Annotated in this window: 22 protein-coding genes; 6 read left to right on the top strand and 16 right to left on the bottom strand. The window is 35.6% G+C overall.

Going from position 1 to position 23,071, the window contains the following annotated elements:
* The first annotated feature begins 21 nt into the window (after positions 1 to 21).
* Complete coding sequence (locus JCM9157_RS09485) at positions 22 to 519, top strand: competence protein ComK (protein ID WP_035664170.1); 498 nt, start codon at positions 22 to 24, stop codon at positions 517 to 519.
* Positions 520 to 605: 86 nt separating this feature from the next.
* Positions 606 to 1,451, top strand: a complete 846-nt coding sequence (locus tag JCM9157_RS09480; RefSeq protein ID WP_035664167.1) for a hypothetical protein — start codon at positions 606 to 608, stop codon at positions 1,449 to 1,451.
* 305 nt (positions 1,452 to 1,756) lie between these two features.
* Here JCM9157_RS09480 and JCM9157_RS24610 read toward each other — a convergent pair whose 3' ends face one another.
* Together JCM9157_RS24610 and JCM9157_RS24605 are read right to left on the bottom strand one after the other, a co-directional pair.
* Positions 1,757 to 1,930, bottom strand: coding sequence for a hypothetical protein (locus JCM9157_RS24610; RefSeq protein ID WP_156321482.1), 174 nt, complete (start codon positions 1,928 to 1,930; stop codon positions 1,757 to 1,759).
* Between the two features lie 487 nt (positions 1,931 to 2,417).
* Positions 2,418 to 2,579, bottom strand: a complete 162-nt coding sequence (locus tag JCM9157_RS24605; protein WP_156321481.1) for a hypothetical protein — start codon at positions 2,577 to 2,579, stop codon at positions 2,418 to 2,420.
* Between the two features lie 351 nt (positions 2,580 to 2,930).
* Here JCM9157_RS24605 and JCM9157_RS09475 point away from each other — a divergent pair, with 351 nt between their 5' ends.
* Positions 2,931 to 4,631, top strand: a complete 1,701-nt coding sequence (locus tag JCM9157_RS09475) for a right-handed parallel beta-helix repeat-containing protein (RefSeq protein ID WP_035664165.1) — start codon at positions 2,931 to 2,933, stop codon at positions 4,629 to 4,631.
* Between the two features lie 1,015 nt (positions 4,632 to 5,646).
* Here JCM9157_RS09475 and rfbB read toward each other — a convergent pair.
* From rfbB to JCM9157_RS09410, 13 genes are all read right to left on the bottom strand, one after another.
* Complete coding sequence (gene rfbB / locus JCM9157_RS09470; protein WP_035664163.1) at positions 5,647 to 6,678, bottom strand: dTDP-glucose 4,6-dehydratase; 1,032 nt, start codon at positions 6,676 to 6,678, stop codon at positions 5,647 to 5,649.
* A 12-nt stretch (positions 6,679 to 6,690) separates the two neighbouring features.
* Positions 6,691 to 7,533, bottom strand: a complete 843-nt coding sequence (gene rfbD / locus JCM9157_RS09465; RefSeq protein ID WP_035664160.1) for a dTDP-4-dehydrorhamnose reductase — start codon at positions 7,531 to 7,533, stop codon at positions 6,691 to 6,693.
* The gene (gene rfbC / locus JCM9157_RS09460; RefSeq protein ID WP_035664159.1) at positions 7,534 to 8,097 is read right to left on the bottom strand and encodes a dTDP-4-dehydrorhamnose 3,5-epimerase; all 564 of its coding nucleotides are present in this window, start codon (positions 8,095 to 8,097) and stop codon (positions 7,534 to 7,536) included.
* 93 nt (positions 8,098 to 8,190) lie between these two features.
* A complete protein-coding gene (gene rfbA / locus JCM9157_RS09455) occupies positions 8,191 to 9,075 on the bottom strand; it encodes a glucose-1-phosphate thymidylyltransferase RfbA (RefSeq protein ID WP_035664157.1) in 885 nt (294 codons plus the stop codon).
* Positions 9,076 to 9,098: 23 nt separating this feature from the next.
* Positions 9,099 to 10,313, bottom strand: a complete 1,215-nt coding sequence (locus tag JCM9157_RS09450) for a polysaccharide pyruvyl transferase family protein (protein ID WP_035664155.1) — start codon at positions 10,311 to 10,313, stop codon at positions 9,099 to 9,101.
* A gap of 1 nt (position 10,314) precedes the next feature.
* Positions 10,315 to 11,718 (bottom strand): oligosaccharide flippase family protein, encoded by a 1,404-nt coding sequence (locus tag JCM9157_RS09445; RefSeq protein ID WP_035664154.1) that lies wholly within the window; start codon positions 11,716 to 11,718, stop codon positions 10,315 to 10,317.
* A complete protein-coding gene (locus tag JCM9157_RS09440) occupies positions 11,711 to 12,976 on the bottom strand; it encodes an O-antigen polymerase (RefSeq protein WP_035664153.1) in 1,266 nt (421 codons plus the stop codon). Before JCM9157_RS09440 ends, JCM9157_RS09445 begins: the two co-directional genes overlap by 8 nt.
* A 70-nt stretch (positions 12,977 to 13,046) precedes the next feature.
* Positions 13,047 to 14,015 (bottom strand): glycosyltransferase family 2 protein, encoded by a 969-nt coding sequence (locus tag JCM9157_RS09435; RefSeq protein ID WP_081734119.1) that lies wholly within the window; start codon positions 14,013 to 14,015, stop codon positions 13,047 to 13,049.
* Positions 14,016 to 14,023: 8 nt separating this feature from the next.
* On the bottom strand, positions 14,024 to 14,953 hold the full coding sequence (locus tag JCM9157_RS09430) for a glycosyltransferase family 2 protein (RefSeq protein WP_052013048.1): 930 nt from the start codon (positions 14,951 to 14,953) through the stop codon (positions 14,024 to 14,026).
* A gap of 30 nt (positions 14,954 to 14,983) precedes the next feature.
* A complete protein-coding gene (locus JCM9157_RS09425; RefSeq protein WP_052013057.1) occupies positions 14,984 to 15,652 on the bottom strand; it encodes a sugar transferase in 669 nt (222 codons plus the stop codon).
* Between the two features lie 7 nt (positions 15,653 to 15,659).
* Positions 15,660 to 16,550 (bottom strand): UTP--glucose-1-phosphate uridylyltransferase GalU, encoded by an 891-nt coding sequence (galU, locus tag JCM9157_RS09420; protein WP_035664149.1) that lies wholly within the window; start codon positions 16,548 to 16,550, stop codon positions 15,660 to 15,662.
* A gap of 581 nt (positions 16,551 to 17,131) precedes the next feature.
* A complete protein-coding gene (locus JCM9157_RS09415) occupies positions 17,132 to 17,902 on the bottom strand; it encodes a tyrosine-protein phosphatase (protein ID WP_035664148.1) in 771 nt (256 codons plus the stop codon).
* A 35-nt stretch (positions 17,903 to 17,937) separates the two neighbouring features.
* On the bottom strand, positions 17,938 to 18,477 hold the full coding sequence (locus tag JCM9157_RS09410; protein WP_052013047.1) for a CpsD/CapB family tyrosine-protein kinase: 540 nt from the start codon (positions 18,475 to 18,477) through the stop codon (positions 17,938 to 17,940).
* Positions 18,478 to 18,766: 289 nt separating this feature from the next.
* On the opposite strand from JCM9157_RS09410, the gene JCM9157_RS09405 reads away from it, so the two are divergent.
* Entirely contained in the window at positions 18,767 to 19,168 is a 402-nt protein-coding gene (locus tag JCM9157_RS09405; RefSeq protein WP_035664146.1) for a VanZ family protein, read from the top strand.
* Positions 19,169 to 19,522: 354 nt separating this feature from the next.
* Here the strand turns inward: JCM9157_RS09405 and JCM9157_RS09400 are convergent, their stop codons facing one another.
* On the bottom strand, positions 19,523 to 20,647 hold the full coding sequence (locus JCM9157_RS09400) for a CapA family protein (protein ID WP_052013046.1): 1,125 nt from the start codon (positions 20,645 to 20,647) through the stop codon (positions 19,523 to 19,525).
* Between the two features lie 252 nt (positions 20,648 to 20,899).
* On the opposite strand from JCM9157_RS09400, the gene JCM9157_RS25730 reads away from it, so the two are divergent.
* Both JCM9157_RS25730 and JCM9157_RS09395 read left to right on the top strand, forming a co-directional pair.
* On the top strand, positions 20,900 to 21,025 hold the full coding sequence (locus tag JCM9157_RS25730; protein WP_268870937.1) for a hypothetical protein: 126 nt from the start codon (positions 20,900 to 20,902) through the stop codon (positions 21,023 to 21,025).
* A 336-nt stretch (positions 21,026 to 21,361) separates the two neighbouring features.
* Positions 21,362 to 22,984 (top strand): bifunctional metallophosphatase/5'-nucleotidase, encoded by a 1,623-nt coding sequence (locus tag JCM9157_RS09395; RefSeq protein ID WP_052013045.1) that lies wholly within the window; start codon positions 21,362 to 21,364, stop codon positions 22,982 to 22,984.
* Positions 22,985 to 23,071 lie beyond the last annotated feature (87 nt).

The following is a 23,071-nucleotide window of genomic DNA, read 5'->3' as shown; positions in this document are numbered from 1 at the left end:
CCCTCTAAAGGAGCTCCGCCTATGACAAAACCTGTTGTTCTTCCACATTACGATCTTAACCGCGATACGATCGCTCTCATTCCAGCTACCCATCTCGACTACTCCACGATCGTTTGGGAACGAAATCAAATTCTCTATGTAAGAAAAACTCCTATCCAGCTAATTAAATCAGGTTGCTTAGAAGGCGGAGCTGAATACTCTGGCCGAAGAACAGCTGTCACTTATAAAACTGGCATTCAAAACAAAATCCCAATTCCAATCAACCCACATGAACAGATATACGCCTTCCCTACTCATTCTCCAAAGCTCTTCGATTGCATCTGGATCTTTTATCACCACATTAAAACCATAAAACGCCATCCACAAAATCCAACCAATTCGATTATCACCTTTACTAACTATCAAAAACTAACCCTGAACGTTTCCTATCACACGCTAGAAAAGCAAGTTCAACGCACCTCCTACTGCATCGTCCGGTTCTCTCACCACGAACAACCAAATCTGTGTCAACTAAACTAGTGATGACCAAAGAAAAGAACCTGTCATCCAAGATGCCAGGTTCAACCTACCACTAAAAATAACCCCTACATAAAAGGAGTCTCCTCATGAAATCAGGCCATATCAAATCCTTTACCCACCTCAGCCAGTTTACTTCCGTCAAAGAGTTTAACGAATCAACCAAACAAGTTCTCCAACTATACCGAGACCAATTCACCAAAAAAGAACAAACAGCCCTGTTAACGTTAATTCAATACAGTGTCAAATATTTCGGTATCTGCAATGCCCGTATAGATATTCTGGTCGCAGCAGCCAATTCAGATAAAACAAGCTTATCCAGAACAACCTTTGAACGAATGCTTAGAAAAGCAAAAGCACTTGATATCCTCTCCATCCATTCTACAATAAGGGAGAAAAAAGGAGGCAACTCTCATAACGTATACGTCTTTCATCGTTTTGACGGAGCGCAAAGCCCTAAATTGACGGAACGTTCAACCTCTGAAAAGCCCTTCCCACCAACGACTCCACTCAAGGAATCCAAAGAGGAAGCTAAAAAGATTAAAGCTAGTAAAAACCTAAAAGATAAAGAGCTACGTAATAGCGCGGTCGAATCACTAGATTTTACATTCGTACCTTCTTACGTTCCAAAAGAATTCATCAAACTAGTTAAGCCATTCTTCAACCGTGCCAAAGAAATTTGTGCTCTCTGGGACCGCGTCTTAATGGCCCACCGCAACACAAAAACAACTCATACCCCTTCATTTTTCTTGCCTACCATCACTCAAGCGTTTAAAGAGACTGTTTATCAGTATAAGCAGAATAGAATTAAGACGAGTTTTATGCAGTACTTTTATGGAACGTTGTTTAATCAGATGGTGAATGAGTTGAGAAGGTCGGTGCTGGCTGTGGAGAAGTGGGGTTGGTGGTTGGAGGGGTTAGGTGGGGTAATTTAATTTATACATGTGTTATATGTAACAAAACATTCCCATTAAGGAATAGCAAAAGAAAATAAACAGTTCCTCAATCAGAATACTGATGATTCATTATGGTAAGCAACTAGATTATTTGCTAAACGCTTCCCCTCAATTTACAGTATACATCTTAATTTTTCTTGTAGCAGTACGAGAACCTTTGGCGATCAGTGAAAGAGTAGATAAATAAACTTAAATACTATTTTTTGAGTTTGAAGATTTTTTCTCATTTTCAAACAGTAGCTGGTTATCATTTGTTCTATGTTAATTAGACTTTTTCAAATTCCCTAACCGTCCTCGTGCTTTTCATCACAAGAACTTTCGACATAGGAAATGACAAAAATCGCGAAAACAATTCTTCTATCCTCCAACTCCCCACAAAATAATCCAGTATTGCTTCCACCTTCATACATAGTGGTTGCATCGTATTTGGTAACATTTACAGATAATAACTGCTCCATGGATAATCCTCGTCCAGTTTCTCCTTCTTTGCTTCAACGCTTTATGATGTATGCGGCTGACTTCAATCATTCCTTTTTTATCCTTGATAATCGTATCAAAGAACTACTTTTAAAATACATGTCCAATTAAGAGTAACTCTTATTGTTGTAATGGCCTAGCGTTTGATGATCATTGTTATTAGTTTTGAAAGGGAAACTTCTTAATTGCAAAGCTGCAAATGATATGAATTAGTCATTAGTTAAGCACCTCTAACAACACACTAATGTTATACTGCTAGAGTCAGAACTGGATTCTCGTACGTTCCATCTTTAAAAGGAAGAACGAGTGCCTTACTTTCTTTGGCTAGGAATAGTGGTAGTTTATCTACTGTAACTATTCCAGGTTCACTTTATTCCTCTTGAATCTCTTATAAGCCCTGTTGAGATTATCTCGCTCATCGTGATATACACTGCACACTTCCGCTGTATATTCAGGTTCCACCCTATGTTATAGAGTGTAGCCATCTTTTGATGTTTTCTGTGGTCGATGCATACTTCTCACATCAGTTAGTCCAAGATTCTTTGTTCGATTTACTGTAGAAGATTTGGGAAGTGTTGGAGTTCGTTTTGTATGGGAAACTCGTCCGGCTTCCTTCAGATTGTAAATCATCTTAGGCACCCTTGCATTCGCTAACAGTTCCCACCACCAAGCCTGTAGTGGACTTTCATCACCTAACTGTTAGACATGCGGGGCACACATCAATCTTCGTGGCTTTTTAAAATGGAAAATTACACTTGATTTTAGTTTTGAAAGTAGTATGATTTTTTGTCTATAATTTGCTGTTTTGTACCTCACATGTCTAATCTATAGTCAATACATTTCATGCTGGCAAATCCTACTCGAGGTTAAAGGTAGGCATAAACATGTTTACAACCTACCACACATTCCGAGGAGAAACTGTTTACCAAAACAATGACACACATGTCTTAATAGGGTATTATTTTAGCAGGAGGGATAAATGTGGATCGAAGAAATTTCATTGTAAACTTTCTACTTTGGCTCTTAGCCATTTTTTATGGCTATAGAATAGCTGGAATAAGAGAGCATCTGTCGTCTCAAAAGGAGCTTATAAACGATAAAGGAATGTCTTTTTCTCAAAAGATTCAGATACTAAAAGAGCAGTCCATCAAGAACGCGACCAATCTTGAATCACGTGGAATTAATATTATGTACCCACCATCACCACTTACAGGAGCAAGAGGTGATGGGTCTGATGAGACAAAGATTATTCAAGCTATCATTAATTATGCTAAAAACGGGGATACATTATTCATCCCTGATGGTACATTTGTAACATCATATATAGAAGTTACTAAGCGTCTTTCTATTAATGGAACCGGTGTTATTAAACTTAAAGACAACACTAATACACAATTATGGAAGTTTACAAATGTTTCTGATTTCTCCATTACAGGTATTACGTTTGATGGCAATAAAGAGAAACAAACATCGTCATCCGAACATTCCTTACAACTATCTGGATGTTCAAATGTTATTATCGACAAAGTTACTGTTAGAAATCATAGAGGAAATGGATTCATCGCTAATAATAGTAATAAAATCACCGCTCGGTCTTGCAAATTTTATGGTAATGTCACAACAAATGGAATCTATCAAAATTCGAAGAATTGCAAATTTATAGATTGCTACAGCTGGGGTTCAGATGGATTCGGACTTCAATTGAAATTCGATTGTCAGAACTGCGATATTCTTAATTGTCATAGTTTTGATAATAAAAGGGAAGGATTTAATATCATTGACGGTCCTAAATACTGTAATCTTATCGGAAACCACGCCTATCGAAATGGAGATGGAGGGATTGTTATAGGTGAAGATTTTAAACAAGGACTTTCTCAACATATCTTAATCCAAGGAAATTATTGTTTTAAAAATCATTATGATGGAATAAACATTAATAATACTAAAATGGCTTACTTTAGAATACTTGGAAATGAGTGCTTTAATAATAATCAATCCAACGGTTTAGATGAAGTTCATAGACATGGAATTTTCATTGCTAATAAAGCGACAAATATTATTATTGAGGGAAATATATGTTATGATGACCAACATATTAAGACACAAGAATTTGGCCTTTTTATTGGAGCAGGAGCGAAAATTTACGTTTCAAAGTCAAACAACTTTAATCATAATAAATTAGGAAAAATTAGTGAGCAAACTGCACAAGATTGTAATAATATCATTGAATTAGCAACCACCATTCCCACTAACCAATTGTCAAACCCTAGTTTTGAGACATGGGATACTTCTCTTCCTGCTCATTGGACAGCCGGAGGCGCTGGACACTCCTTATTAAGAGAAACAACGATGGCAAGGAGCAGATTTAGTGCACTAATAACAGCTAACCACGAATTAGCTTTTTTAAAACAAGATTTAAATATTCATCATTTCCAAGGATCACGATTAAAATTAGGCATGTGGGTCCATTGTAAAGAAAATGGAGGAGCAAAAATTGCTCTGTATGCTTTCGTGGGAGGATCCGCTATCGCTTCTACGACTAAACATAGCGGCACAGGTTGGGAGTATTTAGTAGTAGAAAGACCCGTTAAAGATATGTTCACTTCATTGTTTGTACGTTGTGAAGTTTCGCCTGGAAATAAAGCTATCTTTGATGAAGGCCTACTTTTACAAGCAGTATAAACATTTTTGGTAACTTACCTTTCCTATATGGTTTTTTAAAAAGGATTTTAGTAATTAACCGATAAAGGAAGAGGCTCAAACATAACTAGCCAAAAATAATTGTTAAAAGGTTCCGACATCAAAAATGGTGTTCGGAACCTTTTAAGTTGGACTTTTCATAATTTAGTCTCCACATTGTCGCTCATGGCGATATACATTCTCAAGTTGACCACCGTCTCTCACTGACAACGGGTGATGCAAAATAGCCTTAACGTCTTAGAAGCCTTTTGCAATTGGTTGGGTGCGAAAGCATTAATCTTTTCTTCTGTTTACGATACATGTTATACGTTATTAAAGGGATACGCTCTTGTTCGAATATATTTGCGTTGTTTGTTCACTACCATAGGCTGCATCAGTGACAATATATAAAGGCGGCTTAAAGTTATAATTTACTCTATAAGATCAGTTGTAGTTGTTTTTGTTCTCTAACATCTTTAATCACTTCTATTTTGCGATCTACTCTTCTACCTTGTCATCCAGCACTTCTACTACTATTTTTCGACCTCTTTTCGGAGATAGTTCATCTAGTTTCACTCGCACTATTTTTGGAATGAATTTTTCGCGATATTTTATCATACATTTGGTTAGAAAATTAGATTCCACTGTAATTTTCAACCGCTTTTCGCCAAACATAAACTTTTTGGCTTCAACTACATTATAGTACAAAAAAGCAAATTAAATTGAAAACTATTAACCCAAATGACGGGCAAAATTATAAAAAAACAAACTATAATGTTCGTTTTTTGTTAGTTTCTGAAGTGAAATTTTCACACACATAGACTTTTTAAGATGCCACTCCATATCTATATCTGTTTATATAGAGAAATCTCAATAAAAAAATCACTACAAACTTAAGCACTGTGATAATAATCTATGAAGTTCCCAATATTATAAGAGAAATTTATAATATTAACTTATAAAAACACCATTCAAACAATAAAAATCCCGAGCTCATAATTAAAACTCGGGATTTTTATTACGACTGTAACTTAGACGTATACTGTTTTTCAAAATACTTTTGATATTCACCACTTATAATTTGCTCCCACCAATCCTTGTTATCTAAATACCACTGGATTGTTTGAGCGATTCCTTTTTCAAAGTTGTATGTTGGTTTCCAGCCAAGCTGTTCCAATTTTGTTGGATCAATCGCATAGCGCTTATCATGTCCAAGACGATCTGCGACAAACTCAATAAGGTCTTCCGACCTGCCTAATGTGCTCATAATCGTTTTAACAACTTCTAGATTGGTACGTTCGTTATGTCCACCTACGTTATATACTTCACCGTTTACTCCTTCATGTAGGACAAGGTCAATCGCCGCACAATGGTCAATGACATGTAACCAATCACGGATATTCTTTCCATCACCATATACTGGTACTTTTTCTTCATTTAATACTCTCGATATTGTTAACGGAATCAGCTTCTCTGGGAAATGATAGGGTCCGTAGTTGTTTGAACAACGTGTAATGTTCATTGGTAATCCATATGTCTCATGATAGGCACGTACTAATAAATCAGATGAAGCTTTACTTGCGCTATATGGGCTGTTTGGTTCTAATGGTGTCTCTTCTGTAAAGAATGTCGTCGGGTCGAAGTCTAACTCTCCGTAAACTTCATCTGTTGAAACATGGACAAACTTTGTTACACCAATCTTTTTTGATGCATCTAGAAGTACCTGTGTTCCAAGTACATTCGTCTTCACAAAGATTCCTGGGTCTGTAATCGAGCGGTCAACATGACTTTCCGCCGCAAAATGCGTAACATAGTCAAATTTTTCTGTTTCAAACAACGCAAAGATCGCATCTCGGTCAGCAATGTCTGCTTTAAGAAAATGATAATTTTCTTCATTTTCAATTTCTTTATGCTTAGTTAAGTCACCTGCATAAGTTAACAAATCTAAATTATAAATGTCATACTGAGGATACTTTTTCACCATGTATTGAACAAAATTTCCTCCAATAAAACCTGCCCCGCCTGTTACCAGCACTTTTTTCTTTACCATTTACTTCACCTCTTAAGATAGATCTTTTAAATAGTGGCTCAACGCACCTTGCCAACTTGGTAGTGGATTGAAGCCATTTTCAATAAGTTTTTGTTTTGACATGCGCGAATTCTTCGGTCGGACTGCTCTTGTTGGATAGTCTTCAGTCGCAATTGCATGAACTTTAACTTGTTTATCTGCCTGTTTAAAAACTTCAGTTGCAAATTCAGCCCACGAACAAAAACCTTCATTAGAAGCATGATAAACTCCGTATCTATCCGTTTGTATCATATCAATTAATAAACGAGCAAGATCAAACGTGTATGTGGGAGAACCGTATTGGTCTCCTACTACATTTAACTCATCACGTGCCTCAGCTAAGCGAAGCATAGTATTCACAAAATTATTTCCATTTCTTCCAAACACCCAGGAAATTCGAACAATATAGGCTTGTTCCAGCAATTCTAGAACTGCTTTTTCACCGTTGAGCTTTGTTAACCCGTAGTAACCAATCGGATTTGTTTTATCGCTTTCGATAAATGGTGTTTCACCCTTACCGTCAAAAACATAATCTGTACTGATATACATGAATTTTGCATTAACTGACTTTGCTGCTTCTGCCAAGTACTTCGTCCCATTCACATTCACGTTCCAAACTGTTTCTCGATCATCTTCTGCCTTATCTACAGCTGTGTAAGCTGCACAATGGATAAGGGCATCCGGGTTCAAATTTGAGATATATGCAGATACACTTTCTTCACTCGTAATATCTACATCATTTGAGCCAATACCGACCATTTCAAACCCACGCTTCGTTCCTTCCTGAACGACGTCATAACCTAATTGTCCTGTATACCCTGTTACTAATATCTTCATTTATTTATCACCATAAACAAAGTTATTGTCTGCTTCTTGTAAAATTGGTGCGTCTTTGTCTTTTTCAGATAAGACTGGTTGAATATTCATCGGCCATTTAATTCCAATAACTGGGTCATTCCACATAATGCCCCGGTCACACTCCGGTGCATAGAGTTCGTCCACTTTGTATTGAACTTCTGCCTCTTCCGTTAGTGTCATAAAGCCATGTGCAAAGCCTTTCGGTACTAATAATTGCTTTTTATTTTCAGCTGAGAGTTCGATGCCGAACCACTGTCCATATGTAGGACTGCCTTTTCGAATGTCAACTGCCACATCATAAATGGCCCCTTTTGTACAACGAACAAGCTTGCTCTGTGCTTTTGGACTTAGTTGATAGTGTAAACCGCGAAGGGTTCCTTTCGTTGCCGAAAAAGAATGATTGTCTTGGACAAAAACTAAGTTGATTCCCGCTTCTTTGAATTTAACTTCGCTGTACGTTTCCATAAACCAACCGCGGTGATCACCGAATACTTTCGGTTCAATTATAACAACGCCTTGTAAGGGAGTTTCTTTGATTTCCATATTATTACCACCTATCTAGAATTTTATTTAATCCTTATCTATTTCCTAGCTATATAAGGTATAGATATAAAATTGATAAACTAAATACTAGTTCTAAGATGGCCTGATAATATTTGAATTTGCTAAACGAATTAAATATTGACCATACTCATTTTTCTTTAGAGGTTCAGCTAATTCTAACAATTGTTCTGTACTGATATACCCTTTGCGATAAGCGATTTCTTCCAAGCAAGCCACTTTTAAACTTTGACGTTTTTCTACTGTCTCAATAAAAGTTGAAGCTTCAAGTAATGATTCATGTGTACCCGTATCAAGCCAAGCAAATCCACGACCTAATAACTCTACATGAAGCTCTCCACTTTCCAAATACGCCTTGTTCACGTCCGTAATTTCAAGTTCACCTCTTGGAGAAGGCTTAACTTGCTTAGCGATTTCAACTACTCGATTATCATAAAAATATAAACCTGTTACAGCATATGTTGATTTTGGAACTTCTGGTTTTTCTTCAATTGATACAGCCATCCCATCACGATCAAACTCAACTACTCCAAAACGTTCTGGGTCCTTTACATTGTAACCAAATACGGTTGCACCTGTCTGACGGATTACTGCATTTTCTAATAGATTAGTAAATCCATGTCCGTAGAAGATGTTATCTCCTAATACAAGAGCAACATTATCATCGCCAATAAAGTCCTCACCAATAAGAAAAGCCTGAGCAAGTCCATCAGGAGACTCTTGAACAGCGTATTCCAGATGAACGCCAAGCTCATGTCCATTCCCTAGAAGTTGTTGGAATCGTGGTGTATCCTGTGATGTGGAAATAATTAAAATGTCACGAATGCCAGCAAGCATTAAAATTGAGATTGGATAATAAATCATTGGTTTATCATATACTGGCAGTAATTGTTTAGATACTGCTTTAGTTAAAGGATATAACCTTGTTCCACTCCCACCAGCAAGTATAATTCCTTTCATACCAAACACCTTCTTTATATTCTTTATTTTTTATCCTTAAATAATGACTCTAAGTACAAACCTTGGATAGGCAGACTTGATAGCTTCTTTAGTACATTCAATCTTGAAGCTAAGCTCTCACGGATCACCGAATCGTTTTTAAGCAAACCATCCAATTTCCTCGCAACATCGTCTGAGTTCGCTTCTGAAATCTTGATTTCATAATCAAGCATCCCAGAGTAGGTACATGCTTCTGACATTTTGTTTTCGTAAGATAATGATAGGAAAGGGACCATTTTCTTGATAGCAAAGATAACACCGTGATATCTCATTGACACTGCAAATTTCGCGTGTTTAATAACTTGTTCATAATCAAAAAGTGTCTTTACTTCTTTTACAACTGAGATTTCGTTTTTATCTAAGCCTTGTTTAATAAACTCATCTTTGTAAGTTTTAAGAAAATCACTTTCATCTAAAGAACCTGTTAAGTGAGGTATTATTTTAATTCCAAGGTTATTTGTTTTTGCTACCTTTACTATCTCTGGAATAATCGTATCCATGAGTTTAGTATCGATAGAATTATTACGATAGTGAACATGCCAGTTATCAAATCTAGTTGGAATGAATGCAATATAAGATTTATCTTCACTGTCACTGAATTGAACATTTATTAATTCAGGATCTTCTTTTAAACTAAAAGCAGTATCTACTCCATGTTCAGGCTTAAGTCCCCAGGAGTTTAACTCTAATTTGCTCTTATTTTCTCTTACATACAATTTTGATCTTTTTAATACGTATTTTGCTATGAAATTAAAGAGCACATTCTTACTCTTTCCAATAGTATTCAGGTGAAAAATTGGCTTTTTTCCTTCTAAGACAGCTATAAGAACACGCAACAAGAAAATCCAATCTTGGTAAATACCAATATTTGCTCCACACGGTGACACGATAACAGCATCTGCTTCTTTAATTAGTTTAACGTTTTTGTTTAACGTTCCTTTTTTAAGGGGATTAAATCCAAACGCCCTAGAGCATAAGTATTTCAATGCATCTGGAATATCTTTTTTAAATAGCAATAGGTCAGTATGATGCTTTGTTTTTGAATCGTGGAATGGGATAGGCGAAACTTCTTTGAAAGAATGGTAAATGTATTCTATCGACGCCTCTGGGAATTTTTTACGGATTTGCTGAGACATTGCTACTCCTGCAGCATCGTCCCCAAAATTGTTCGAATGTTGATTAATAACAAGGATTTTCATATTAACTTAACCTCACATCTTTAAACTTTATTTTTAATACTTGAGCCATAACAACAAAAGTGATAAGCAAAACAGATACGGAAGAAACTATTCTAATTAGTAAATCTAAAGCAAAATAATAATTGAAAACATAAAGTAGGCCATAACCGATTAGTAAAATAAAAAAAGAAATCAATACGTCATATGTCAAAAATGTCCTTTTATAAGTAAAGACTGTTAACAGTTCATAACTGATGGATAATAAAATTGATGATACAACAACAATAACGCCCGCTCCCATAATTCCGTATATAGGAATTATGAGAAGATTTAAAACAATACTGATTGATAGGACAATTGACACACTTATTACACGAATTTTCTGTTTATCACTAATCGTAAGCAAAGTTGCATTTACAGAACTAATATATCTGAATAGTAATGCTACGGTAAATAATTTTACTAGCAGGATAATGTCTGGATTGGCTTGTCCATATAATATTGCAACCAGAACATCAGCGGAGCTAAATAAACTTAATGATATTACGGCTCCTAATAATAGGAGATAACGATACATCATTTTCGATTCTGTTAGTAAGGAAGAAACACTTTCAGAAAATTTAGCAAGCCTTGGTATATATATATTGTTTAATACTTCACTAAAGATCAACAGACCGAGAAATATCCTAAATGCAGACTGGTATATCCCAACATCGATATCTCCTAAAATATTTCTAATGATAATTGTGTCAAGCTGAATGTATAAAGTTCCAACAGCTAAGTGGATCGCAAATGGGAAATTCGAGCGAAATACGTCTAAAGGCATTCTATTAATTGGAAATTTCAAGATACTCGGTAACGTGTTCATGTACCGTGCTAGGCACTTCCTGACAAAGATCAAATTGAACAATCTTGAAATGAAGATTGCTGTAGCAATTGCTTCAATACTTCCATTTAGATATAAAGCCATCATCACCAAGATAAACAAGGCGCCATTTCCAACAACCGAAATTAGTGTATCTAACTTAAAATTTTCAACAGCCCGAAGAGGTATTGTATAAAAGATACAAAAAGAGTTAATGACAGCAGCAAATATGACGATAAAGTAAAAATAAAATGAGATATCAGAAAAAACATATATAATCACTGCAACCAAAGACAAACCAACTGACAACAAAACTTTGACATTATATGAATCATGAATTAAAGTATCAAAATCTCCCTTTCCTTTGCTTAAGTCTCGATACAGCTTAAGTGGAAATCCATAATCAACGATAATTGCAAGCAATAGCGCAAGCGTAAATACATAAATAAATAAACCAAAATCAGCAGCATTCAAGTATTTTGCAAGGATAAGAAAAATAAATACATTACCGAGCATTCTGAATAAAAGAGTAGTTAACATAAAAAAATAGTTTTTAACCATTGTTAATAAACACCAAGTCTTTCTCTCTTTTAACCATAAATTTATTTAGAGCGATCATCCAGAAGAGTTGAAAGGAAATCGGTAAATATAGCAGATAGTCAACAAAAAAAGATAAAGAGATGATCATAATGATAATCGAATAGATAAAAGTATTCTTTACCGTCCTACGAAAGATAAAATTATGATAAACAATTGAACAGATCACACCTAAAATAAATGTATAGATAAAAACACCCCACGGACCAAAATCTAAAAAGGAATGAACCATATAGCCGGATACGGTGAAGTTTGGATGTTCGAGCCAATATCTTCGTAAAGATAGATTATCAAAAAGATGTTCTACTAATACTGTTGGCAAAAAATTATTTAACATGTAAGCTCCATGTCCAAAACCGCTTACCGGCATATTAAATAAATTTTCTAGATTAGCTAGGGTCATAACCAAATACATATAAACCCAATACACCCCAGAGAAAAGCTCACTCTGATGCTCCCCTTTAAAATTGGCTACAGCTAAAAATTCCTGAAAACCAGTTCGATAATTCCCTAAAATCCCAAAGATAAAAACAAAAATGATTATAAACGGAAACAACTTGGCAAAGTTTATTTTTTTTATTATGAAATGATGTAATAGCATAATTTGAAAGCAAAGTATTATAATATTTTGCCTAGTATAAAGTAGGATGAGAACTACGAATATCACAAACAAATAAAATAAATAGTTTCTTTTTTTCGTCTTTTTATAAGCTAGATATAAAAATGAACTTAGAAATAAAATGAAACTCATTAACAGACCATGAAAAGTAGGGATACCAAAATCAAAATAGTTTTTACTTGCCCCAGTTATATTCCAAATTAAAGGAAATCCTCCACTATATACAACTTCTAACCCAATAAGAGTTATGGATAAATAAAAGCTGATCTTAAGGAAATTCTCGTTAAGATGTAATTCAGCAAAAAGCTTCTTTACTGGTTCTGTTTTTTTTTTTGATTCAAGTGAACTTTTTCTCTTTTTATAGGTTGGAACATAATACAAAAAAGTATAATAGTAACCACCAATAAAAACTGAAAAGGTTATAAGTAACACCACAATAGTTGTATTGCTTAATGGTGGTTGATTATGACTTAACTCTAATGAATACAATAAAATCGTAAGTAACCAAACTCCAATAAATATATTTGGAAGAATAAATATCTTTTTATGAATAATTAAAGATAGAATTAAAAAAAAACTAAGTAAAAATACTAATAGTATCATCGGGTTTTTCACCACTATCTAGATTATTTGTTCAAGGACGTCTCAAAAATTTGACTGATCTATGTGCAGATCAGTCAAATTTACACTTTTTAGCATTATCGAATAAAAACTTCCTCTTCTTAAGCATTTTTGGTAATAACGGGATAAGTTCAAAAAGGGCATTCAATGTTTTAGTCTCAAATAAAAGACAGTATCCAAATTTTGACACCTCATTTTTGATGATGTGAAAATTCAACTCACTTAACTTCAAATTTTTTATCAGTAAGCAATAATGATTTCGCAACGATAATTTCCTTAAAAATAGTGATTGGTTTCGTCTAAACTTAATTTTTTCCTTTAAACCTTTATTGACAGGAGCACCAAAACCCCTTCCATGGTAGCCTTCTGCCTCAGGAACAAACACACATTTCCAATTGAAAATATTCAATCTCCAACTAAGATCAATGTCTTCTTTATAAGCAAAAAAATCCTCATCAAAAAATTCATTTGATCTACTAACGCTCTCTAATGCTTCTTTTCTATATAAGGGAGCTGCTCCAGAGACTCCGAATACATGTTGCTTTGAATCATAGTAATTTAAATCTTCACTGTTTTGTCCACGGTCAAACATATTGTAACCTTTGTCTTTTTCAATTCCTGTGCTATCTATAACATCTAAAGACTTGTTTGTTTTAAAATCGTACTTAATCAACTTACCTGTTGCTGCACCGATGGCATTGTTCTCATCCATTTTTTTCACGATATGATAGCCATAATTAGGTGACAACATCACATCTGGATTAATAATGGAAACATACCTGCTACTACTTAATGTAATTCCTTGATTTGCCGCTCTACTATAACCAGTATTTTCTTTATTAGCCACAATTTTAACTTGTTGCTTGAATTGTTCAAGTATCTCCAGACTGTTATCACTGGAATCATTATCAATGACAATAACTTCTACCTTACAACCATCTTGTTTTAACAAGGTAGGTAAACAACGATCAAGCATCCAACCACTATTCCAATTTATAACCACAAATGTTAGATCCACCATTTTATCACCTACTTCATATACGCCGAAAAAGATTTTTTGAGTTTGTAAGGAAGAATCGAATGCTTCTTCCCTAACTTATATGAGCTTAATTTAACTGCCGACTCTAAAATAGCGTATGGAACGGTTAAGGCTTTACCTTCAGAAATCAAATATCTTAACTGCGTCTTAACCATCTTCATTCCTTCTTTTTCATTTGATGCATATTTTAATAAATAGCTTGTGTCGGAAAAAGCCATTCCAATATCAAAATATCTCTTAAATTGTTGCTTCAAACTGTAGTTATGCGAATGATAAACAATTGCCTCGTTGTTGTAATGGACATATTTTCCATCTAGGATAACTTTCGATGCTAAAATCATATCTTCATTTAAGATAATTTTCTCTGGAAAACCACCATATTGATCAAATAATTCTTTTTTGTACATACTACAAACGTTTGAATTAAAGAAGGTTTTAATCCCTAATTCATCAAGAGTATTCTTACCTTTTTTAATTGCCTTATTAGGATAATTGAAATTCCTTGCAAATACTTCTAATGGATGTGCGTCCTCTTTAGGTAATTGTCTTGCATAAGCAATCAAAACTTCAGGGTCTTGAAACGATTTAACAAGGTTTTGAAGTAAATATTCATTATAAGGGACAGCATCCTGTGTCATAAATAATAAATAATCGCCTTTTGCTAAACTTGCTAAATGATTCCTTGATCCACCATGATCAAAACTTTTATTCGGAATTACTATTACGTTAACATCAGGATAATTCGTTTTTATTAGATTCACCGTATCATCTGTAGAAGAAGAGTCGATGATTATGATTTCCAATTCTTGGATATCACTTAGCTGTTGATTTTGCAAGGAACCAATTAAAGGCTCTATATATTTAGCAGCGTTATAAGTCGGAATTAGTACAGAGATTACTTCTTTTTGGTGATTGCTCAAGACTTCTTCGCTCCTCTATTTGTGTAGTTTTTAATAAGCACCTTTTCTAATTAATACAGTCCAAACGGTTAGGACCAGGAGTTTAATGTCTAAAATTAAAGATTGGTTGTCCACATAATATAATTCAACATCCACTCTCTCTGGATAAACGACGTCACTACGCCCACTCACTTGCCAATAGCCCGTAACACCTGGTTTTACAGATAGAAACTTATCAACACGATTTCCATATTCAACTAACTCTTTCTCTACTACTGGTCTTGGTCCAACTAAACTCATATCTCCTTTTAATACATTAAAAAGTTGCGGAAGCTCGTCAAGACTTGTTTTTCTTAGAAACGCTCCTAACTTTGTAATTCGGGGATCATCACTTGGCTCAAGCTTATAATTGTTTTCTACATACTTTTTATACAATGCTTTATCCGACTTAAGTCTTTCCTCTGCATCAACGGCCATAGACCTAAACTTATAAATGTGAAACCTCTCTCCATTTTTGCCTGCTCGTACTTGTTTAAAGAGAACAGACCCTTTTTTCTCCTCTGTTAAAAAAGCCAATAAGATAACAACCATTATCGGTGCAGTTAAAAGGATTCCTATTATTGAACCCGCTATATCTATTGTTCTTTTAGAAAAAGCATAAAGTTTGCTAGATTCACTTTTCGCTCTTGAGATCGTTGTTTTATTATTAATTGTTTCCATTTTTGTGCTAGGCATTATTAATATGTCCTCCCTTTACCACTTCATTTTTCAGAAAATCCAATAGTTCTTCTCTCATTTCTTCATTTTGAAGAGCAAACTGGATTGTAGTTGTAACAAAACCTAACTTCTCTCCAACGTCATAACGTATCCCTTTAAAATCATAAGCGTAAACTGACTGCGTTTTATTCAGACTTTGAATGGCATCCGTCAATTGTATTTCTCCACCGGAACCAGTCTCCTGTTTTCCCAGATGTTTAAAGATATCAGGTGTAAGTATATAACGTCCCATAATAGCCAAATTAGAAGGTGCTTGTCCTGGCGCTGGTTTCTCGACAAAGTTACTTACTTTTACAGTTCTACCCTTTTGGGAGATTGGTTCCACAATTCCGTAGCGATGTGTTTGATTTTTAGGGACTGTTTGAACACCTATAACTGATGCACCTGTTTTATTAAAAACATTGATTAACTGTTTGGTACATGGTACTTCTGCTTGGACAATATCATCACCTAATAAAACAGCAAATGGCTCATTTCCTATAAAATTTCGTGCGCACCAAACAGCATGCCCTAATCCTCTTGGCTCTTTTTGACGAATATAATGAATATCCACTTTAGAAGCTTCCTGCACCTTATCGAGCAAATCAAACTTTTCTTTTTCAATTAAATTTTGCTCCAACTCAAACGCATGGTCAAAGTGATCCTCAATCGCCCGCTTCCCTTTACCAGTTACAATAATAATATCTTCAATCCCAGCCTCAATTGCTTCTTCGACAATATATTGAATCGTTGGTTTATCGACGATCGGAAGCATTTCTTTAGGCATTGCTTTGGTAGCTGGTAAAAATCTAGTTCCTAACCCAGCAGCTGGAATGATTGCTTTACGAACCTTTTTATACATTTATCAAGTCCTCCTAGTATATTCGGATAGTAAGTTGTGAGTAATGAAAGTTTTGAGCTATTAATCTTCATTTTGAGAACAATAGCTTAAGGCTCTGTTTTTTTTGAATTCAAAGAACACAGAGGCTCTTCCCCACTCTCGTCACCACACCGCTGAACACTATAATTCGACTCTCATCCCTATTTAATTTATTACTTTTTTACGAGAACTAAAGACCCTACGTTCTATTAACAGAATACGACAATAATCACCTGCACTTACTTATATTAACATAGAACAATTAACATTCTATATCCAAATTGCAATTTCCTAAATTTACACATCTCCTTGTGTAGTAAACACTCGCGGTAAGTCAAGACAATTTTTACACTCTTACTAGTCTAATAGTGTATAATACAAAATTCAACAATTTACGTACTTATTCGTTCGACAGATTTCGCGACTATAATGTAAGCGTTTTGATAATGTTTACTATAAAAAGGAGATATTTGGATTAAAAAAAGAAAGACTCTTATTACAAGAAAATAAGAGTCTTTTTTTTGAGAATGACCAAAAGGGCGATAAAATTAATTCCATTATGATTAAAGGAAGCTAAACAACTTTTTCCGTTTCTTTATCGGCTCTGGTTGTAATACTTGTATTAGATGATTATTTATGAGTAATTCAGTATTTTCTTTGTACTGGTGGAGAGTATCACTCCCAAAAACGTCTTCAAGAACATGATATGCTTCACTTAACCGAAAAGGTCGTTCTACTAGATTATGCGCATCCGAAGCAATAAAGTGCGTTAAATTCGCCTCTATCAGTTGTTCTGTAAACTTTTTGATATTCTTCCCCAAGTGCCCTGTTAAACTAGATGTTGTCACCTGTGTTAACACTCCACTTGCAACCATTTCATAAAGTACTTCTGGCTTTTCAACAAATACCTTATTTCTCTCAGGATGTGCAATAATTGGTGTATAACCTTTTAACTGCAAATCATAAAAAAGTTTCGTTGAATAACGTGGAATACTATTTGTCGGAAATTCAATTAGAAGATAAGAACTATTAGGGGTCATAGGCAAAACATCACCCAACTGAATGTTCTCAATTAAATCTCCATGTATTCTTATTTCCTGCGATGGAATAACTTTTATATTTATGTTTGCTTCTTTTATAGCTAAATTTAACTGTTCCACTTGCCTCAATACAGAAAATCCATCATTCTCAAAGGAAGGATGTTTATGATGAGGCGTTGCCATAATTGTAGTAATCCCCTCTGCCTCTGCTTGTCTTGCTAGCTCTAAACTCTCTAGTAAAGTCTTAGATCCATCGTCAACCCCAGGTAGTATATGACAATGCATATCAATCATGTTTAACATCCTCCCTACAACTATAAATTCATCCTCTACTCGTTACCATAATAATAATATTGACTTGAAGAATCCATCTTCTTATTATTTAAGATTGCGCCAAGTAACTTCGCGTTTGCTTTATTTAATAATTCTTTTGCTTTCCTAATCTCGTCACGATCTGTTTTTCCACTAGACACCACAAGAACCGTACCATCACACTTACTTGCTAAGATTTGCGCGTCTGTTACAGCCATTACAGGAGGAGTATCAATTATAATCGTGTCGAATTGCTGTTGAGCATGTTCTAGCATTAGACTCATCATTCTAGAGTTCAATAACTCAGCAGGATTCGGTGGGATTGGACCACAAGGTAGTAAAACAAGATTGTCAACACGAGTCTGTTTTACGACGTCTTCCAACTCTCCTTGCTTCGTCAACACGTTAGTTAAACCAGTTATATTTGATACACCAAACGTATAATGAGCTGTTGGTTTACGCATATCTGCATCTGCCATTTGCGGGGCTGCTAGCACTAGTCCCGTTGCAAAGGTAGACGAAAGGACTACCTTCCGAAGTGTTGACGCTTCCTTCATCTACAGAAAACCTCCTATTTCCCCAAAATATTCTTATTTAGGTTTATCTTACATCTATTTATCGACTAATTCTAGTAACATTTTCATTACAATGAAAGATATATAGAAAATTGAGATATTGGTTCTTAATAACAGTTTAAACTCATCTCATTTAATCTATATATTTACCACCCTGTTCTTTATCAAGAATTGCCCATGAAAATAATTCTACTCTATCTTTTATTCTCATAACTGTCATCTCTATTTTCCTAATCCTTTACATTCTGTATAATTACTTCAGGTGATTTATATGAAGAAGACAACAAAATGGTGGATTGTGGCATTCGTATGGTGTCTTGGGATAGCGATCGCGACCAGACAACCGTTTTTTACTGGAGATTCCACTGAACAATTAGTAATGAATCCTTTTTTTGATTCAGCTATCGTTAACTTTATTTTGCGGAAGTTGGTCCATGTTACTGCGTTTGGGTTATTAGCTCTTTTTTTCTGGTTAGCGCTAGCCGGAAAGAGGTATCGATATGTCATCGCTTGGGGACTTGCAACCTTATACGGTGCAGTTGATGAGTGGCATCAGTCTTTTATTTCAGATCGCTCTGGGCTAGTGTCAGATGTTTTAATTGATTCAACTGGGGCATTCCTTGTGTTAGTTGGAGTGTATTTGTTTATGCGCAAGAAATTAAAAAAGACTTAAGTAGCTCGTTCCCTATTGGCTACTTAAGTCTTTTTTAGTCAGATTAACTCGGTATGTCTCTTAATTTAGCAGATGAATGTAGTATATATTGTTAACGCTTTCATTTATAATAAAGAAAGAGATTTAAAGAGAAAAGAGGTTAGACAATGACAAGTCAAGGTTCATTCTTATCTGGTATGATTTGGGGGATTTCTTTAAGTATCCATTATGGCTTTCACTTTTTGGTTGGGTGAAGTGGGTTAATCAGTTTTGGGGTCACACGAGCATTTAATTAGAATATACATAATTAAAAGAGGATGAATCTTGGATTTATCCTCTTTTTGTTACAGAATTCTTTATAGTTTTAATTGATATTCACTCTGAAAGATATTTCATTACATGGCGATTTATATCCTCTACTGAACTGCCGTTAAGCGCCTTCTCTTCTACCTCCGCAAAAGGATATACACGAAATCCCATTTCCTTTGGTAAGACAATCGTCGGCTCTATATAAGGAGATTGTATCTCAATCGCTACTTCCTCGCCCTTTGTTTTCTTCGTCACTTCTACTGTTGCCACTCCCCCAATATCTGTGTAGTCAAAGGTTTGACCAGATAAGAAATTGCCTAGTGAATAAAACACTGTTGTCTCGTGGCCATCTTCTTGTTTAATCACATCAATCGGTTGGACAACGTGAGGGTGATGACCAAAGATGATATCCACCCCCGCTTCTGATAGCTTATCTGCTAATTGACGCTGCTTTTCATTAGGCTCGCGTTCATACTCTGCTCCCCAGTGCATATGCACGATAACAACATCTACTTTTTCACGAAGTTGCTTTACCTCTTTCTCTATCTTCTCTTGATCAATTAAAGCGACTATATCTTCATGTCCTTCTGGTAAGGGAATGCCATTTGTGCCGTATGTATAAGAAAGAATCCCTAAAGACACTGTATTCACATCTACGATCCTCTCTCTGTTCCGATCTTCGCTATCTCGGTAAACCCCTACATACTCCATCCCTATTTCATCATAAAAATCCAAAGCACTTTCAACGGCTTTCACACCTCGGTCAATCGTATGGTTATTCGCTCCAATAACCATATCAATGCCTAGTTCTTGCAAGTTACTTACGATTTCCTTAGGACTATTAAAAGTAGGATAAGTGGATAACCCTATTTCAATACCTCCTGGCATCGACTCTTGATTCGCCATCATAAAATCTGGCTTTTCCAGTAAAGGCTTGACGTTTTCTAACATTGGCAAAAAGTCATAGCCACTCTCTGTTTCTGCTAGATTATAAACTCTTCCGTGCAACAACACATCTCCGATTGCTCCAATTGTAACCGTTACTTCTGATTCTGTTATCTTATCACTAATCTCTATCTTTTCTTCTGTTACACTTAACGGTTTTATTTCTCGCTCTGGCAATGTGCCTTCTTCTGATTGGCAGGCTACTAACAGTAACAACATGACTTTACTTAATAATAAACGGTTCATATACATTCACTCCAACTACCGTAACAATAAGGTGGTTTTATTCGACAATTTTCTGGGAAATAATAATCAATTGCTGTTATTATTGACGACTATTGGATGATAGATACTAATAAAAGAAAAAGCCCCCACATTTTTTGTTATTCTCTCGTCAATTTTAGCCATTTTCTTACATTTTTTACTCTTGCAGTCAGCGTTATAAATGCTAGAATGAAAGAATAAGAATAGATCTGATTATTCTGATGAGGTGATAATATGGCATTGGTTAAACTTAAGACGATCTGGACTCCGTTAATGTTATTTGGTATTCGAATCTTTAAAGATGATTATCAGAAATATTATATTAAAGTGTTTAACAGAGACATTAAAAAGTTAGGGTAGCCTTTTATTATAAGGGTTACCTTTTTCTTTTTACATTGCGTTTCAAGTCTTTTTACCCAGGTTTTTAATAGGTACTAAATCGTATTCCTATGATTAGGAGTCATTAATCTTCTTTTGTATCTATTGTTAAGTTAAGCTGCTCTTATATTTTGCGCTTTCCTCTGTTATATCCTTTGAACTACTTCTACTTCACAAACTCAAAACACAAACATTAGAAAAGACTTTAGTACCTATTGTTCGTTTTCTACTGTACACCCCTCTTCTACTAATCTATAATTTTCTGCGCGCGTAAGTTTCGTTTACAGAAATAAAAATTATGTATTCTGGAGGTTTCACATGCAGTTTATGAAAACAAAAACATGGATGATGTCAGTTCTAGCAACACTTGTACTTGTCCTTTCTGCAACTGGTGTACAAGGTTCTAATCTAGTATTAGCAAATGATGATGTCGTGTCCATCAGCATCCTTCACACGAACGACATCCACTCTACGATTAATGATTTTGGGAAAATCGCGGCCTATCTTGACGCGGAACGTGAAAGAAATGAGAACACTCTTTATTTAGATGCGGGAGATTTCTTTAGTGGGAGTCCTGTTGTTGATTTAGTAAACGGAAAGCCGATGATTGAGCTGTTGAACAAGCTAGAGCTTGATGCGACAGTGATTGGAAATCATGAGTTTGATTATGGACAAGAGGAGTTTGCTGCTCGTATGGCAGAGTCGAACTTCCCTTGGTTAAGTGCGAATATGGAAGTGGTAAGTCCTACTTTTCCAATTGAACAGCCTGAGCCTTATCATATTTTTGAAGTCGATGGACTTGAAGTCGGTGTTTTTGCTTTAACACAAAACCCACCTGCAACCGCTCCTGCTGGAGTTGTGGGGATTGATTTTCATGACTATGTAGAAACGGCTAATCAGTACGCTTATTTAGCGGATGAAGTCGATATTTTAATCGCTCTTACACATATTGGGCACGGAGCTGATCGTCAGTTAGCGGAAGAAGTGGAATTTTTCGATTTAATTATCGGTGGTCATACGCACACAGCTGTTCATGAGCCCGTTGTTGTGAATGGTACACCTATTACCCAAGCTGGTAGTAATGGTCGTTTTGTTGGTCATTTAACGTTAGATTATCATCCGGCAACAGAGGAATTAGAGGTTAATGGGTTCCTTCAAAACGTTTCAGAGTTAACTGAAGTGAATGCTGAAGTTCAAGCGATGGTTGATCAGTATATTGAGGATATGGACGAGTTGTTGAACCAAGAAATTGGCTTTACGAATACAGGGCTTTATCGTGATGATCGTTATGCGATGGATGTGTCGTTAGGGAATTTCTGGACTGACGCGATGCTGGATTCGATTGGTGCGGATGTAGCATTCACTAATAACGGTGGGATTCGTGCTGATATTTTACCTGGCACGATTACAGCTGGCGATATTTACACGGTCGAGCCTTTTGCGAATGAAGTGATGGAAATTCATATGACAGGTGCAGCGATTAAAGATGTGATTGATTACTCGTATCAACGGCGCAATCAAATTGATTTGCAAATTGCTGGTTTCACTTATACGATTTTAACGGATGAAACAGGTGAATTTGTCGATTCGATCGTTTATGATCAAGGTCAACCAATTGATCTAGACAAAGTGTATGTGGTTGCTGTGTCTGATTACCTTGGTATAGGCGGTGGCGGCTATGATTTGGTCGGTGAAATCGTTCAAACAAGTGCTGGTTATATGACGAATGCGATGCTGATGTATGCAGAGGAGTTAATGCGTACAAAGAACGCGGTTGATTATCTGCCGACTGAGGGGCGCATTAGTGTGCAAGTGGTAGAAGAACAAGCTCCTATTACCGTACCGGCTCCTTTTAAGGATGGAAATTTTATTCCGAAGCCGTTCCAAGATGGGTTGCCTTCTGAGAATGGGAAGTTTAAAGGATTGACGCAACGCCCATAATATAAAAGAACACAATGGTATTTGGTACCATTGTGTTCTTTTATTGAGAGTAGGTTCTCTGGAGAGAAATAAACTATTTTGCTGTCA

Source organism: Halalkalibacter akibai JCM 9157 (assembly GCF_000513135.1).
GTDB lineage: Bacteria > Bacillota > Bacilli > Bacillales > Bacillaceae_D > Halalkalibacter > Halalkalibacter akibai.
The sequence above is the reverse complement of the archived record's forward strand: the minus strand, read 5'-3'. Positions and strand labels throughout refer to the sequence as shown.

What these genes read in the sequence shown, in the direction of transcription:
- JCM9157_RS09485 (WP_035664170.1), top strand. Translation starts at nt 22, where the DNA reads ATGACAAAACCTGTTGTTCTTCCACATTACGATCTTAACCGCGATACG.
- JCM9157_RS09480 (WP_035664167.1), top strand. Translation starts at nt 606, where the DNA reads ATGAAATCAGGCCATATCAAATCCTTTACCCACCTCAGCCAGTTTACT.
- JCM9157_RS24610 (WP_156321482.1), bottom strand. Translation starts at nt 1,930, where the DNA reads ATGGAGCAGTTATTATCTGTAAATGTTACCAAATACGATGCAACCACT.
- JCM9157_RS24605 (WP_156321481.1), bottom strand. Translation starts at nt 2,579, where the DNA reads ATGATTTACAATCTGAAGGAAGCCGGACGAGTTTCCCATACAAAACGA.
- rfbB (WP_035664163.1), bottom strand. Translation starts at nt 6,678, where the DNA reads ATGGTAAAGAAAAAAGTGCTGGTAACAGGCGGGGCAGGTTTTATTGGA.
- rfbD (WP_035664160.1), bottom strand. Translation starts at nt 7,533, where the DNA reads ATGAAGATATTAGTAACAGGGTATACAGGACAATTAGGTTATGACGTC.
- rfbC (WP_035664159.1), bottom strand. Translation starts at nt 8,097, where the DNA reads ATGGAAATCAAAGAAACTCCCTTACAAGGCGTTGTTATAATTGAACCG.
- rfbA (WP_035664157.1), bottom strand. Translation starts at nt 9,075, where the DNA reads ATGAAAGGAATTATACTTGCTGGTGGGAGTGGAACAAGGTTATATCCT.
- JCM9157_RS09450 (WP_035664155.1), bottom strand. Translation starts at nt 10,313, where the DNA reads ATGAAAATCCTTGTTATTAATCAACATTCGAACAATTTTGGGGACGAT.
- JCM9157_RS09445 (WP_035664154.1), bottom strand. Translation starts at nt 11,718, where the DNA reads ATGGTTAAAAACTATTTTTTTATGTTAACTACTCTTTTATTCAGAATG.
- JCM9157_RS09440 (WP_035664153.1), bottom strand. Translation starts at nt 12,976, where the DNA reads ATGATACTATTAGTATTTTTACTTAGTTTTTTTTTAATTCTATCTTTA.
- JCM9157_RS09435 (WP_081734119.1), bottom strand. Translation starts at nt 14,015, where the DNA reads ATGGTGGATCTAACATTTGTGGTTATAAATTGGAATAGTGGTTGGATG.
- JCM9157_RS09425 (WP_052013057.1), bottom strand. Translation starts at nt 15,652, where the DNA reads ATGGAAACAATTAATAATAAAACAACGATCTCAAGAGCGAAAAGTGAA.
- galU (WP_035664149.1), bottom strand. Translation starts at nt 16,550, where the DNA reads ATGTATAAAAAGGTTCGTAAAGCAATCATTCCAGCTGCTGGGTTAGGA.
- JCM9157_RS09415 (WP_035664148.1), bottom strand. Translation starts at nt 17,902, where the DNA reads ATGATTGATATGCATTGTCATATACTACCTGGGGTTGACGATGGATCT.
- JCM9157_RS09410 (WP_052013047.1), bottom strand. Translation starts at nt 18,477, where the DNA reads ATGAAGGAAGCGTCAACACTTCGGAAGGTAGTCCTTTCGTCTACCTTT.
- JCM9157_RS09405 (WP_035664146.1), top strand. Translation starts at nt 18,767, where the DNA reads ATGAAGAAGACAACAAAATGGTGGATTGTGGCATTCGTATGGTGTCTT.
- JCM9157_RS09400 (WP_052013046.1), bottom strand. Translation starts at nt 20,647, where the DNA reads ATGAACCGTTTATTATTAAGTAAAGTCATGTTGTTACTGTTAGTAGCC.
- JCM9157_RS25730 (WP_268870937.1), top strand. Translation starts at nt 20,900, where the DNA reads ATGGCATTGGTTAAACTTAAGACGATCTGGACTCCGTTAATGTTATTT.
- JCM9157_RS09395 (WP_052013045.1), top strand. Translation starts at nt 21,362, where the DNA reads ATGCAGTTTATGAAAACAAAAACATGGATGATGTCAGTTCTAGCAACA.